The 13,141-nt window shown below is 68.2% G+C and carries 11 protein-coding genes and 1 pseudogene; 6 read left to right on the plus strand and 6 right to left on the minus strand.

Annotated elements, in window-relative coordinates; translation table 11 throughout:
• Positions 1 to 10 precede the first annotated feature (10 nt).
• The 4 genes from DVS28_RS10100 to DVS28_RS10115 are packed head-to-tail and all read right to left on the minus strand — an operon-like array spanning position 11 to position 3,726.
• On the minus strand, positions 11 to 1,162 hold the full coding sequence (locus tag DVS28_RS10100) for an acyl-CoA dehydrogenase family protein (RefSeq protein ID WP_425461051.1): 1,152 nt from the start codon (positions 1,160 to 1,162) through the stop codon (positions 11 to 13).
• Between the two features lie 7 nt (positions 1,163 to 1,169).
• Positions 1,170 to 1,655 carry a MaoC/PaaZ C-terminal domain-containing protein gene (locus tag DVS28_RS10105; RefSeq protein WP_164710353.1) on the minus strand — a complete coding sequence of 162 codons (486 nt, stop codon included), beginning with the start codon at positions 1,653 to 1,655 and terminating at the stop codon, positions 1,170 to 1,172.
• Positions 1,652 to 2,860, minus strand: a complete 1,209-nt coding sequence (locus DVS28_RS10110) for an acyl-CoA dehydrogenase family protein (protein ID WP_114591337.1) — start codon at positions 2,858 to 2,860, stop codon at positions 1,652 to 1,654. The genes DVS28_RS10105 and DVS28_RS10110 overlap by 4 nt, the downstream gene beginning before the upstream one ends.
• Positions 2,857 to 3,726, minus strand: a complete 870-nt coding sequence (locus tag DVS28_RS10115) for an amidohydrolase family protein (RefSeq protein ID WP_114591338.1) — start codon at positions 3,724 to 3,726, stop codon at positions 2,857 to 2,859. The genes DVS28_RS10110 and DVS28_RS10115 overlap by 4 nt, the downstream gene beginning before the upstream one ends.
• Positions 3,727 to 3,784: 58 nt before the next feature.
• On the opposite strand from DVS28_RS10115, the gene DVS28_RS10120 reads away from it, so the two are divergent.
• Positions 3,785 to 5,170 carry an aldehyde dehydrogenase family protein gene (locus DVS28_RS10120; RefSeq protein WP_114591339.1) on the plus strand — a complete coding sequence of 462 codons (1,386 nt, stop codon included), beginning with the start codon at positions 3,785 to 3,787 and terminating at the stop codon, positions 5,168 to 5,170.
• Positions 5,167 to 6,384, plus strand: coding sequence for an acetyl-CoA C-acetyltransferase (locus tag DVS28_RS10125; protein WP_114591340.1), 1,218 nt, complete (start codon positions 5,167 to 5,169; stop codon positions 6,382 to 6,384). The genes DVS28_RS10120 and DVS28_RS10125 overlap by 4 nt, the downstream gene beginning before the upstream one ends.
• 37 nt (positions 6,385 to 6,421) lie before the next feature.
• Here DVS28_RS10125 and DVS28_RS10130 read toward each other — a convergent pair whose 3' ends face one another.
• The gene (locus tag DVS28_RS10130; RefSeq protein WP_114591341.1) at positions 6,422 to 7,570 is read right to left on the minus strand and encodes a CaiB/BaiF CoA transferase family protein; all 1,149 of its coding nucleotides are present in this window, start codon (positions 7,568 to 7,570) and stop codon (positions 6,422 to 6,424) included.
• A 413-nt stretch (positions 7,571 to 7,983) separates the two neighbouring features.
• On the opposite strand from DVS28_RS10130, the pseudogene DVS28_RS10135 reads away from it, so the two are divergent.
• Positions 7,984 to 8,124, plus strand: a pseudogene (locus DVS28_RS10135) (IS30 family transposase); the annotation flags it as partial.
• Positions 8,125 to 8,155: 31 nt separating this feature from the next.
• Here DVS28_RS10135 and DVS28_RS10140 read toward each other — a convergent pair.
• Positions 8,156 to 9,312 (minus strand): IS3 family transposase gene (locus DVS28_RS10140; protein ID WP_114591342.1). Its coding sequence is split into 2 segments (ribosomal slippage): positions 8,156 to 9,060 and positions 9,060 to 9,312, totalling 1,158 coding nucleotides; the frame shifts between segments, so codons are not numbered across the junction.
• 815 nt (positions 9,313 to 10,127) lie between these two features.
• Here DVS28_RS10140 and DVS28_RS10150 point away from each other — a divergent pair.
• From DVS28_RS10150 to DVS28_RS10160, 3 genes are read left to right on the plus strand one after another with little or no spacing between them, the layout of a single operon-like run.
• Positions 10,128 to 10,736 carry a hypothetical protein gene (locus tag DVS28_RS10150; RefSeq protein ID WP_164710356.1) on the plus strand — a complete coding sequence of 203 codons (609 nt, stop codon included), beginning with the start codon at positions 10,128 to 10,130 and terminating at the stop codon, positions 10,734 to 10,736.
• A 16-nt stretch (positions 10,737 to 10,752) separates the two neighbouring features.
• Complete coding sequence (locus tag DVS28_RS10155; RefSeq protein ID WP_114591345.1) at positions 10,753 to 11,319, plus strand: RNA polymerase sigma factor; 567 nt, start codon at positions 10,753 to 10,755, stop codon at positions 11,317 to 11,319.
• Positions 11,316 to 13,049 (plus strand): protein kinase domain-containing protein, encoded by a 1,734-nt coding sequence (locus DVS28_RS10160; protein ID WP_216826533.1) that lies wholly within the window; start codon positions 11,316 to 11,318, stop codon positions 13,047 to 13,049. Before DVS28_RS10155 ends, DVS28_RS10160 begins: the two co-directional genes overlap by 4 nt.
• Positions 13,050 to 13,141: the final 92 nt, after the last annotated feature.

Here is a 13,141-nt window from a genome sequence, read left to right on the forward strand (position 1 = left end):
CTCCGGGAGCTCAGTAGGACCGCGGAAGGCCCAACCCACGCTCGGCGACGAAGTTCAGCACCATTTCACGGCTCACCGGGGCAGTCTTCAGGAAGCGCGCCAGGCTCCAGAACTCCGCGATGCCATACTCCTCGGCGAACCCGTTGCCGCCGTGTGCTTGCATTGCGCGGTCGACGGACAACATCGCGGCGTCAGCGGCGGCAAGCTTCGCCACGTTGCTCGCCATCGCGGCGTTCTCCCCCTCGTCGTACTCGCGGGCGGCGACGCTGGTCATCTGCCTGGCCAGCTCGACCTGAACGAAGGCCTCGGCAAGGGGGTGGGCGAGCCCTTGGTGGCTGCCGATCGGAACGCCCCACACCTCACGCTGGTTGGCATACTCCGCGGCGCGGTCCAACGCGTACCGCGACACGCCGTTGGCCAGTGCCGCCCCGAGAATCCGTTCGGGATTGAGGCCGGTGAAGACTTGCCGCAGTCCGTCCCCCGCCTCCCCGATCAGTCGGTCGTCGTCGAGACGCACGTCGTCGAAGTACAGCGTGTACTGCCGCTCCGGCAGGGTCAGCGCCACCGGAATCGGTTCCTTGCGCAGCCCCGGAGCATCGGTGTCCACGACGAACAACGACAACTGTCCATGGCCGTCCTCGTCGGTGCCGGTGCGGGCGACGACAAGAATGCGGTCCGCAACGTCGACACCCGTGATGTAGTACTTCTGGCCCCGCAGCACCCATCCGTCGCCGTCGCGTCTGGCGTGCGTGGACAGGGCATGGCTGTTGGACCCAGCGTCCGGTTCGGTGATCGCGAACGCGAAGATCGACTCGCCGGCGCTCATGGCGGGCAGCCATGCCGTGCGCTGCTCCGCGTCGCCGAACCGGGCGATCACCGAGCCGCAGATCGCCGAGGAGACGACGATCATCATCAGGGGTGATCCGCTGGCGGCGAACTCCTCGGCCACCACCGCGAGCTCGGTGATGCCCATTCCCCCGCCCCCGTGCTCTTCGGGCAGATTCACCCCCACCAGTCCCGCGTCAGCCGCGGTCTGCCACAGCTCGGCGGTGTGCTCGTGCTTTCGGGCCTTGGCCAAGAAATAGCTCGGGCCGAAGTCGTTGCCAATTCGCTTGACGGTGTCGCGGAGCATCTGCTCGTCGGGATTGGTGCGCCACTTCACGGTCATGTCAATGCTCCTGCTGGGTGTTGGGATTGGGGGTTGCGTCGCCGGGTGTGAGGCCGTCCGCGCGTCGCGCGAGAAGTCCGGTGGTGGAGAACGACATCAGGACCGAGTCGTCGTGGTCCAGCACCTCAAAGTCCATCCGGATGAAGCCGCGTCCGCGCGTGGTGAGACGGCGCTCGGAGATGGTCACCCGTGCCCTGATGCGGTCCCCAGGTCGGGTCGGGGCGAACCATCGGGCGTCATCGAGGGAGATGCCGCCCTGGCCGTCCTGCTCCATCACCCCGTGGGTCATCCACAACGACCAAGCGATGGACATGGTGTGAAAGCCCGAGGCGATGAGGCCACCAAAGGGGCCTCCCTCCGCGAACGCCGGGTCGGTGTGCATGGGTTGCGGGTCGTAGTCCGACGCGAACGCGATGACGTCCTCGGTGGTGATCAGTTGGGCGCGGGTCTCGTGAACCGAACCGAGCTCGATTTCCTCGTACTTCACCGTCCACTCCCGTGTCCGGAAAGGGCAGCCCGCCCCAGCATGTTCAGCAGGCTCTCGGAGGTGCCGCCAGCGATGGTCCAGCCGCGCACCTCTCGGAGGATGCGCTCGGCTGGATGGTCCTCGGCGCTGACGATGCCGCGCCATCCCAGCATCTGTATGGCCGCATCGGCCGCGGCCACGGCCACGCGGGATGCGGCCAGCTTGGCCCGTGCAGTGTCCAGACCGTCGGGAAAGCCGTGTTCGTCCACGCGCGAGGCGGCCCGGTACGTAAGGAGCCTCGCGGACTCCAACTCCAGCTCGAGTTCAGCGATCCGCCATTGAAGGCCCTGCCGTCTCGCAAGCGGCCGTCCCCCCTGTACCCGCTGCGCGAGGTGAGCCTCGGCCAGGTCGAGCGCCCGGCGGGCCACGCCGCAGCACATGCCGGCGATACCGATCCGCATGGCGTTGTAGCTCTGCATGGCCAGGGCGAAGCCCCCTGAGTCGGGGTGGATGACGATCGCCTCGTCATCGATGCCAGCGACCGCGAAGTCGATGACCGCCTCTGGTGTGGCGTTGCCCCCGATCTTGCGGTGGACCTGTCGCACGTCGCAGCCGGGGGCGCCCGCGTCTACCAACACATAGCCCAGTCCACGAACCCCCGGGCTCTCCCCCATCCGCGCCATCACCAGGTGGGCGCCTGCCAGGGAGCCCCCGGTCACGAAGCACTTCGTGCCTGACACCGACCAACCGACTGGATCGGACGTGGCGTTCGTCGCGATCTCCGCCAAGGACGATCCGGCGTCGACTTCGGTGATCGCGATCGAGATGAGGGTCTCGCCGGCCAGGACCCGGGGGACCCATCGATCCCGTAGCCTGGGGGCGGCGATGGTCGACAGAACGTATGCCGGGCCGTTGGCCGCAATCTGGGTCGCCTCGGCGAGGGTGAACGAGTGCTGGGCGAGCGCCTCGAGCACCACGACAGCCGCGAGCCGGGGCAATCCGGCCCCGCCGGCCTCCTCAGGGTGGGTCAGGCCCAGTACCCCGTGGGACCCCAGGACCGCCACCTCCGGCCAGGGGAACCTGCCCTCGGCGTCCCAGAGGTGGTCCTCGCCAGCGAGCGACGCGGCCAGTTGCCCTGCCCGGTCAGCGAGTTCTTGGTAGACGGTGGGCAGCTCGGGTGACCAGCCACGAACCGTGGGATCGATCTGGAGGTCGAGGACGGTCATGTCGTGGGTTCCTTCTGGGTGTGGGCGGCCAACAACTCCGTCAGCCCGAACAATTCAGCGGCATTGCGCCAAAGGAGCCGTTCGATGGTCTCGGCCTTGAAGGGGAGCTGCTGGATCTCGTCGGTGAGCCGTCGAATGGGCGGGGATGAGGGCCAGTCGCTGCCCCACACGAGACGGTCGGCGACCCGGTCGAGCTCGGGGAAGGTCTCTGGTAGCCGACGGGGCGGGATCCCTGACAACTCCATCCAGATGTTGCGGCGCATCCGGGTGAGAAAGAAGACCTGATCCGTCCAGAAGCCCCTCCCGGAGTGGGCAAGCAGGAAGTCGACCTCCGGGAAGTCCACTGCTGCCTCGTCGACCAGCATCGGGTCGCAGTAACGCATCTTGGCCCCTGGAAAGACCGAAGAGCCGACGTGGACCATGACGGGGATCTGGTGCTCGGCGGCCACCGCGTACAGCGGGTAGAGGGCCCGGTCATTGGCGGGAAGTTGGTGGCTGGCCGGGTGCACCTTCAGGCCGACGGCGCCCCTTGCGATCGCGGCAGCGAAGCGACGATGGGCACCCGTGACATTGCGGGGGTCGTACTGCACGAACGGGCGCAACATCCCCCCCGAGGCCTCCGCCTCCTGGAGGGTGTACTCCTGCACCGGCCACCGTCCGGACGGAATGGCCATCCCTACCGTGACCCCCTGTTCCGCCAGGTACGGCCCCACCCTCTCACCGACGGGGCCGTCGGGCCCAAGCGCCTGGTGCGCGTCGTCGTCGGCGGTTTGCCGGGCCAACTCCAGGCCCTCGGGGATCCACCGTTCAGTCGCCCCCACATGAACATGGCAGTCAACAACGGGACGGGGTTTCAGAGGTGGCATGGCGGCAGTATAGTCAACCCGACTGATTGATCAATCCAAAACTATCAGGAGGTACACGATGGAACCGATCGAGGTCCGGTCCCCTGCAAACGGAACGCTGCTGGCAAGGGTGGACCGCGACGACGAGTCGTCGGTCAGCCGCAAGGTGGAAGCCACGGCAAGGGCCCAGAAGCAGTGGGCCGCCCTGTCGCCCATGGATCGCGCCGAGCGACTGTTGGCCGTCGCGGCGGACACATCCGCGGAGCTGGAGCAACTTGTCGTGGCGCTGGTCCAGGAGCAGGGCAAGACCCGAAAGGAGGCCCGGATGGAGCTGAAGCGGTACGTGGGACCGTTCATCCAGTACGCCGGCATGGCCACCGGCGCAGATGGCCAGCACGTCGATCTCGGTGGCGGGGTCGAGGGTCTCGTGAAACGTCGCCCCGTCGGCGTGGTCGCAGGCATTGTGCCCTGGAACTTCCCGGCGTCGCTGTTCGGAACCAAGCTGGCCCCGGCCCTGGCTGCGGGTTGCGGCTTCGTCGTCAAGCCGGCCGAGTCCACATCGGTCATCACCCGGGAGCTCGCCGACATCGTGTCGCGGCACGTACCGGAGGGTCTGGTCCAAGTGGTCGTTGGAGGGGCGGAAGTCGGCGACGCACTGGTGCGGCATCCCTCGGTCGCAAGGATCGCCTTCACCGGTTCGACGGCCGTCGGCAAGCGTGTCGGTGCCGCCTCGGGAGGCGAGCTCAAGCGCGTGTCGCTCGAGCTGGGGGGCTGCGACCCGTTCGTCGTCCTGGACGCGGTCGACGTCCGGGCCACGACCCGTGCCCTGATGGGCACCCGCTTCTACAACGCCGGGCAGGTCTGTGTTGCACCCAAGCGCCTGATTGCGCACGAGGCAGTGGCCGACGAGCTGATCGACGCACTGACCGACCGCCTCGAGCGGATCGTTGTCGGTGACGGCCTGGAGGAGGGCACCACGATGGGCCCCTTGCACACCCAGGCGGGGCGGGAACACCTAGAGCAACAGATCGAGGACGCCGTCAACCGTGGCGCGACCCTGGTGGGGGGCGGGCGTCCGGATGACAGGGCAACCGAGAAGGGCTGGTTCCTGCGGCCGGCCCTGCTGCTGGACCCGCAGCCGGGGGCCAGGGTGCGGCAGGAGGAGACGTTCGGGCCGGTGCTGTCCGTGGTCCGGGTCAGCGACGAGGCGGAGGCCATCGCGGTGGCCAACGAGACCCCATACGGTCTCGGCGCGTCCGTCTGGGGAACCGACCACGGAGCGGCCTTGCGAGTGGCGGACGCCATGGATGCCGGATACGTCTGGGTCAACACCCTGGGGCGGGTCTATGACGAGTTGCCCTTCGGCGGAGTGAAGCAATCTGGGTTCGGACGCGAGCACGGCCGTGATGCCTTGCTGTCCTACACCGAGGCCCGGACGGTCGTGCAACGGGTGCCAACCCGATGACCCGTCACCTGCGCGAAGCCGTGATCTGCGAGCCGGTTCGCACCCCGGTGGGGACCTACGGTGGGTCCCTGTCCGACGTGCCCGCCGCCCGGCTGGCCGCCATTGTGGTCGGTGAGCTGGTCCGCCGGACCGGTGTCACCGCCGAACAAGTCGACGACGTCATCCTTGGCCAGTGCTATCCCAATGGCGAGGCCCCGGCCATCGGGCGTGTGGCGGCCCTCGACGCAGGTATGGATGTGAGTGTTCCCGGCCTGCAGCTGGATCGTCGCTGCGGGTCGGGACTGCAGGCGGTGCTGGACGCCGCCATGCGGGTGCAGACGGGTGTGGCCGATGCCGTGGTCGCCGGCGGCGTGGAGTCCATGAGCAACGCCGAGCACTACGTGCTGGGCGCCCGGTTCGGGGTCGGGGGCGACACGAGCTTCCACGACCGGCTCGCGCGTGGGCGCGTGACCGCGGGCGGGCGCAACCATCCCGTCCCGGGCGGCATGTTGGAGACGGCGGAGAACCTTCGTCAGGAGTACGACGTGTCGCGCGAGGCCCAGGACCAGCTGGCCTTGGACTCTCACCGCAAGGCTGCGGCGGCGCAAGCCGCGGGACACTTCGAGGCCGAGATCGTCCCGGTCACGGTGACCGACCGCCGTGGGCGAGAGACCACGGTGTCGTCTGACGAACACGTTCGCAGCGCCACCACGATGGAGGCGCTGCAGCGGCTGCGACCGATCCGGGCCGCGGTCGATTCGGCGGCCACCGTCACCGCTGGGAACGCCTCGGGACAGAACGACGGCGCCGCGGTGTGCCTGGTCACGACGCGGGACGTGGCCGAGAACCTGGGGGTCAGGCCTCTTGCGGTGCTGCGCTCCTGGGCAGTGTCGGGCGTGGAACCGTCGCGCATGGGTCTCGGGCCGGTTGCGGCGTCCCGGACTGCTCTGGCCCGTGCGGATCTCACGATCGCGGACCTGGACCTGATGGAACTGAACGAGGCGTTCGCTTCCCAGGTCCTGGCGGTTCTGGACGAACTCGAGCTGCAGGCGACCGACTCTCGCCTCAACCCCTTGGGCTCGGGCATCTCCTTGGGGCATCCCGTGGGCGCCACGGGATGTCGAGTACTGGCCACGATGCTTTACGAACTCCAGCGTCGCGCCGGGCGTTTCGCGCTGGAGACCATGTGCATCGGGGGCGGCCAAGGGCTCGCCGCCGTCTTCGAGCGGGCCTGAGGGCCCTCGGCGTCGGGTCAGTCCCACATCGGCGCGGTCAGCTCACGTCGGCGACCGTTCCGTTCACCACGAGCTCCTCGACCTCGGCGTCGGCGAAGCCGAAGTCGGCCAGTACCGCGCGGGTGTCGGTGCCCGGCGTCGTTGCCGGTGTGGGCGCCGCGGGTGGGGTGGCACTGAACCGGGGGGCCGGTGCGGCCTGAGTCATCCCATCGACTTCGACGTGGGCGCCACGCGCGACGTTGTGTGGGTGGACGGCCGCCTCGTCCAGCGTCAGCACCGGCGCATAGCAGACGTCGGTGCCGAGCAGGATCTTGTCCCACTGGGCCCGCGTCCGCTTGGCGACGGCCTCGGCAATGCGGGCTTTCTGCTCAGCCCAGCGGGGCTGGTCGTATTGGTTGTCCAACAACTCGTCTTCGGCCAGACCCAACAGGTCACGCATCAGCGAGTAGAACTGCGGCTCGATCGGACCAAGCGAAATCCATTGGCCATCCGCGGTGCGGTAGGTGTCATAGAAGGGCGCCCCGCCGTCGAGCATGTTGCTTCCACGCTGGAAGGTGAACATCCCGGCGTGCCGAAGAGCGAAGAACGGATTCATCAGCAGGCCGGTGCCGTCGATCATCGCGGCGTCCACGACCTGACCAGTGCCGCTGCGCTGGGCGTGCAGCAGCCCGCACACCATCCCGTAGGCCAGCAGCATCCCGCCGCCGCCGAAGTCGCCGACCAGGTTGAGCGGCGGGATTGGCTTGCGATCGGCCTCGCCGATCGCGTGCAGCGCCCCGGCCAGCGCGATGTAGTTCATGTCGTGCCCGGCGGCGGATGCCAGCGGCCCGTCCTGACCCCAGCCGGTCATTCGTCCGTAGACCACCCGGGGGTTGCGCGCCAAGGCGTCCTCGGGGCCCACGCCCAGCCGTTCGGCCACCCCCGGCCTGAATCCTTCGAACAGCCCGTCGGCGAGTTCCACCAGCCGAAGGACCACTTCGGTTCCGGCAGGGGACTTGAGGTCAAGCGCGATGCTGCGACGCGACCGGAACAGCGCACCGTGACCGACCGCGGCGGCGGGATTGCCGCCCTTGCGGTCGACACGGATCACCTCTGCGCCCATGTCGGCCAGCATCATGCCCGTGAATGGTCCGGGGCCGATGCCGGCCAGTTCGATGATCCGTACACCCTCAAGCGGTCCACGCATGACGGTAACCTACGTGAGAGACCGGCTTCTCGAAAAACCAACCGAGGGTCGTGTGCCCGTCGTGGGTGATGTAGCGGGGTGGGTGTTGTGGAAAGCGACTAATGCGTTGTCGTCGCTGGCGAGGTGCTCGCGGCTGGTCAGAGCCTTCGGTACCGAAGTAGGGCTACAGAACTTCCCTGGGTTCCTTCGAGGCTCCTGGCCTTGGAAACGAGGATGGAGTCATGCCAGACAACACCTCAGCACGAAAGATCACGTCGCATCGCTACAGCGCGGCGGGGGAGCGGGAAGTCCGCGAGGTCCGTCAGCTCCGCAAGAAGTGGTCGTGCTCATGATGCTCGAGGGAGTCCCATCGGGTGGTGTAGGACCGTGCGTCTGATTCATTTGCCGGTGGCGGGGCCCCGCGGGTCCCAGAACTTCGCCAGTACTTCCCCAAGGACAACGACCTCGCCCGCCACGACGCCGAGGTCCTGGAGGCCATTGCCGCGACGCTTGACCAACGGCCCCGCAAGACACTGGGCTGGCGCACTCCCGCCGAAGCGTTGGGGGTGGAGTGACCCCTGTTTCGTGGACGGGGTCGGATTTGGGTCAGGCTGCCTCGGAGGAGGCGTCGTTCTCGTAGTCGATGGGTGAACGGTAGTCCAGCGCGGAGTGGCGCCGGCGGGTGTTGTAGAAGCCCTCGATGTAGTCGATGACGGCGAGGTCGGCCTCATGCCGAGTCGCGAACCGGGTCCGGTCGATCAGCTCACACTCCAGCGACGCGAAGAAGCTCTCCGCCATCGCGTTGTCGAAGCAGTCGCCAGTCGATCCGGTCGAGGGTGTCGTGCCGGTCTCGGCACAGCGCTGTCCGAAGGCGATGGAGGTGTACTGGCAGCCCTTGTCGCTGTGATGGATCACCGCGTCGGGCCGGCGGCGGAAGACCGCCATGTTCAACGCGTCGAGCACAACCTGGGTGTGCAGGGTGGGCGCGGTCGCCCAGCCCACGATCCTGCGGGACCAGACGTCGAGCACGATCGCGAGGTAGGTGAAGCCCTGCCACGTCGGGACATACGTGATGTCGGCGACCCACTTCTGGTCTGGCCATGTGGCGGTGAAGTCCCGCTCTAGCAGGTCTGGGGCGGCGGCTGAGGCGCGGTCCTGTCGAGTGGTCTTGCCTTTGCGGCGCCGCGAGACGCCCTCAAGACCGGCGTTGCGCATCAACCGTGCGACACGCTTGACGCCGACCTCGCGGCCTTCGGCGAGCAGGTCGGCGTGGATGCGGCGGGCGCCGTAGGTGCCACGCGACTCGGCGTGGTGGTGACGGATCCGTTCGCTCAGCTCGCGGTCGTCGATCGTGCGCTGGCTGTCGGGGCGGGACAGCCACGCGTAGTAGCCGCTGGTGGAGACCTCCAGCAGTCGGGCCATCGTCGCGACGGCGTGCTCGGCCTGATGCGCCTTCATGAACGCGAACGCCTCCGGGGCGTCGCGTCGGTCTCCGCGGCGAACCAGGCCGCGGCTTTTCGGAGGATCTCGCGTTCCTCGCGCAGGATCTTGTTCTCCCGGCGAAGTTGGGCGAGCTCGTCACGCTCGGCACGGCCGAGCTGGTCAGGGTCGTCCTCGGCAGCGTCGGCGGCGATCCAGTTCCGGATCGTCTGCGCGGTCGGCTCATAGTCGCGCGACAGCTCCTCCGGCGAACGCCCGGCCTTGACGAGCGCGATCAGCTGCTCACGCAGCTCGGGTGGGTACGGCGGGCGGTTCCTCGGCATCGTGGCTCCATCCTCCTCGCAAGAGGGACGGTGTCCAGAGAACCGGGCTCACTCCATGAGAAACAAATAGCCCGAGCCTCATCAAACCCAGTGCGGTTCACCAACCTGCGCAAGCAGGCTGCTTCACAGACCTACAGCCGACTAGTCGAGGCAGGCGAGCAGGCGGACTACGACGGTCCGGGCCCTGATGACGTTCAAGAGGTTCTCGACGTGACAGGAGCGTCTCCATGAGTTTCCTTCATCCAGAGGAGGCCAGACAATGCAAGCGGTGCGACCACATCTGGTTCGCAGAGAAGTGGACATCCGCACGGAAACCGATCGTGGGGACGGGGCTGTCTGCACGGCAACAGGATCTCCATATCCAGACCGTCCACCAAGAGCGGAAGTCGCACCTCAAGGCGTACAAGCAGTGCCCGTCATGCGGCTCGAAGAAGGTCAAGACCATCTCGAAGAAGGTCGCGGAGGCAGCCGTGCACAGGACGCAGCCTTCGGCCACTGCAGGACCGCCGCCGGGTTGGTATCCCCCATCGGACGGCGGTCCCCCTCGCTACTGGGATGGACAGCGGTGGACGGCGTCTGGGCCGTGAGGCTCGCCCACACACTCATGGCTCTCGCCGTCTACGGCACCACTGGTAAGTGGAGAAGGTCGCCCAGGATCCGTAAGGCGCCGGGATGTCAACAGTCGAGACTGTCCATCCCTGCCTGCTCGGCGCGAATCGCCGGTCGCCGTAGCACGTTCGGCACCTCGTGACACAAATGCATGTGCCACTGCGTCATACCGGACGTCGATGGTCTAACGTCCAAGGGAGCACATGATGAGCAGTTCTCGGCGTGCGGTGATGTGGACGGGGGTCGCGGGTGTGATGGCTGTCGTGGCGGTTGCGTGTGGATCGGGACCGTCGATCGGGGAGTTGGCGGCGGGCACGTGGTCGTGCCGTGCCGAGGAGGTGGCCGAGCTCCAGGGTGACGTGGCCGAGCTCGACTCCCTTCCTGCGCCGTTCGACGGGGCCTTCGAACTCGAGGGCACGATCGACTCGTTCCCCCATCTCGCCCGTCCCGACGAGGTCGTGTCCCACCCCCTCGATGTCGTGGAGGCCACGGTTGCGGTGCATCCCGAGGGATTCTTCCGGGCCCGTGGCGGACCGTTGACCAACGGGCAGCTCTTCGAGGGTGAGTGGCAGGACAACGGTGACGTGACGGTCGTCGTCGTCCGCGAGGAGGACCGGGAGGTTCTGGACTACTACGGTTTGGAGGGCTCGGTGGGCGAGGCGTTGGGGAGGCTGTTCATCGGGGACACCGAGAGCGTGCATGACGTCGAGCTGACCTGGGAGGATGAGCGGCGCGTCACGATGAGCTTCACCGAGCGATCGGAGTCGAACCTCCTCACGTGCGTCAAGGTCAGCGACGTCCCGCAGCCGGTGTAGTGGGACTCGACCGGCAATGACACGCGACGGCGCAACACGCGACGGGGTCGACCTGCGGGCGGAGCTCGAGCGGGTCGCGGTCGCCGCTGCCGCCGGCGACCGTGCGGCGCTTGACCGCACGCTCGAACTCATCGACCGGCTCGGCTTGGTCCGCACTGCCGTGCGGCGTGTCGTCGTCAACGCCCAGATGGTGGAGGACGTCTGTCAGGACGTCGTGGTGGCCGTGGCCGAACGGGTCGGGTCGTGGGACGGCCGGAGCCGCTTCTCCACCTGGCTGTACACGGTGGCCCGAAACCGGGCGATCGACGCCGTCCGACGCCAGCGACCCACCGACGAGATTCCTGCGCGTCTCGCCGCCGACCAGCGGCGAGTGTCGTCGATGATCGCGGAACGACGTGATGTCCAGGCGATGCTCGAGGACCTGCCCGACCGCTACCGGCGGCCGGTGATCATGCGCGATGTCGAGCAGTTGGACTACGACGAGATCGCTGCGCTGCTGGACCTCAAGCCCGCAACGGTGCGGACCCGTGTGTCCCGCGGTCGCGTCATGATCGGCCGTCGACTCGAGGAGTCGCCGCAGTGACCACCAGACTGTTGGGCCGGTACCGGCTGGACGGTGTGCTCGGCTCGGGGGCCTTCGCGACGGTCCACCGCGGCTTCGACGAGCAGTTCGACGACCCGGTCGCGGTCAAGATCCTGGCCGAGAACCATGCCGCCGATCCCGACATGCGCGATCGGTTCGTGGCCGAGGGGCAGGTGCTGCGACGGATCGGCTCGCCTCATGTCGTGCGGGCCCACGACTTGGCCGAGGGCGAGGACGGGCGGCCGTTCTTGGTGCTCGAGCTGTGCGACCGCGGAACGGTCCGCGAACGTGTTGACGAGCTGTGGCAGGCGGGCTGGTCGGCTGGCGCGGCTGACGTCACGGCGGTCGCGCGACCGCTCGCGGCGGCTATCGGGGCGATGTCGACTGCCGAGGTGGTGCACCGGGATCTGACACCGTCGAACCTGTTGCTGACCACCGCACCACCCGCGGTGCCGGTGGATCTGGCGTCGCTCGTGGTCGGACCGGGGGAGCGGCTGGCCGTCACCGACCTCGGGTTCTGCAAGGACCTGGCCCGGTCGACCGGGATCACGGCCGCCGGTGGCACCGACGGCTTCCAACCTCCGGAGCAACGGCGCGTCGGCGGGCTCGTCGACGTGCGATCGGACCTGTGGGCGGCATCAGCGCTGCTGACCTGGCTGATCAGCGGGGAGGCCCCCGAGGGCCAGGACCGCGCCCGGCAAGATCTTCTCGCACGCGGCGTCCCGGCGGACGTCGTACGGGCCATCACGGCCGGGCTGGCCGAGGACCCCGATTCCAGACCGCCCGACCCCGACGCCTGGCTGGCGCCCATCGTCGGGGCCTGCCGGACGTGGTCCGGCCCCTCGGTAGCCCCGATCCCGGTGCTGCCCAGAAGAAACAGGCGGCGTGGGTTGGCTCTTGGCGCTGCCGTGGCGGCGGTACTGGGGCTGTTCGCCGTGCTCAGCCTGGGTGGTGGCGACGACGAACCCGAGGACGGCCTCCTCGGCGACGGCCCGATCGACCTCAACCGGCAACCCTCACCGGTCGCGCCCGTCACGGACGTCACGCCCACCCCGACCCCGACGCCCACAGCGACGGCAACGCCGACTCCCGACCCCGAGGAGGTCGCACTCGAGTACGGTCCGGCGTTGACGCGCACGTGGACGTTCGAGCTCGACAGCACCGAGGGATGGTTGTACGAGGTCGAGGTGACCGCCGACGTGGCCCTTGCGATCGGGTCGTACTTCGAGGAGGACTGGCCACCGCCCAACACCGCCGTCCGCACCGCGATCCGCGGTGGCGTGTCGGTGGAGGTCACCGATGTCACCCCCGGTGATCGGGACGCGCCGAGCCTGGTGGGCATCACGCGGCGCGTCGGCTGGTTCGACGACGACCTGCCGGGGTTCAACACCAGCCAGTGCCAGGGGTATGAGATCGTCGATCACGCCCCGGCCATCGCGATGCACTGCCACACCGCCGACGTCGAACCGTCCGTCCTGGGGCAGTGGCAGTCCTTCACGATCGAGGGGAGTGACCCGGCCGACGTCGATGCGGTGGTGGACGCCTATGCAGATCGTCCCCTCGACTTCGTGTTCTTCGGGTACGACCTGGCGTTCGGATCGGCGTGCCGGGTGCTCCTCCTCGCTGATGGGTCCATCGTGCAGGACACCGTCGGGAGCACAGAACGGCGTCCATGCGTGATCAGCGGACCCGACACCCACACCTACCCCCCGGGTCCCCCGGAGAGCTGAACGGGCGAGTCCAGCCAGGTCTGCGGACGCTGTCGCCCTTCCGTCCACTGGATGGGCTCGGAGTGCTGGCCCCGGGGCCGCCTTCGCCTGGA

This window comes from Euzebya pacifica (assembly GCF_003344865.1).
GTDB lineage: Bacteria > Actinomycetota > Nitriliruptoria > Euzebyales > Euzebyaceae > Euzebya > Euzebya pacifica.

Bases quoted from the DNA above. Each gene is read 5' to 3' on its own strand.
- DVS28_RS10120 (WP_114591339.1), top strand. From the start codon at position 3,785: ATGGAACCGATCGAGGTCCGGTCCCCTGCAAACGGAACGCTGCTGGCA.
- DVS28_RS10130 (WP_114591341.1), bottom strand. From the start codon at position 7,570: ATGCGTGGACCGCTTGAGGGTGTACGGATCATCGAACTGGCCGGCATC.
- DVS28_RS10115 (WP_114591338.1), bottom strand. From the start codon at position 3,726: ATGCCACCTCTGAAACCCCGTCCCGTTGTTGACTGCCATGTTCATGTG.
- DVS28_RS10110 (WP_114591337.1), bottom strand. From the start codon at position 2,860: ATGACCGTCCTCGACCTCCAGATCGATCCCACGGTTCGTGGCTGGTCA.
- DVS28_RS10125 (WP_114591340.1), top strand. From the start codon at position 5,167: ATGACCCGTCACCTGCGCGAAGCCGTGATCTGCGAGCCGGTTCGCACC.
- DVS28_RS10150 (WP_164710356.1), top strand. From the start codon at position 10,128: ATGAGCAGTTCTCGGCGTGCGGTGATGTGGACGGGGGTCGCGGGTGTG.
- DVS28_RS10155 (WP_114591345.1), top strand. From the start codon at position 10,753: ATGACACGCGACGGCGCAACACGCGACGGGGTCGACCTGCGGGCGGAG.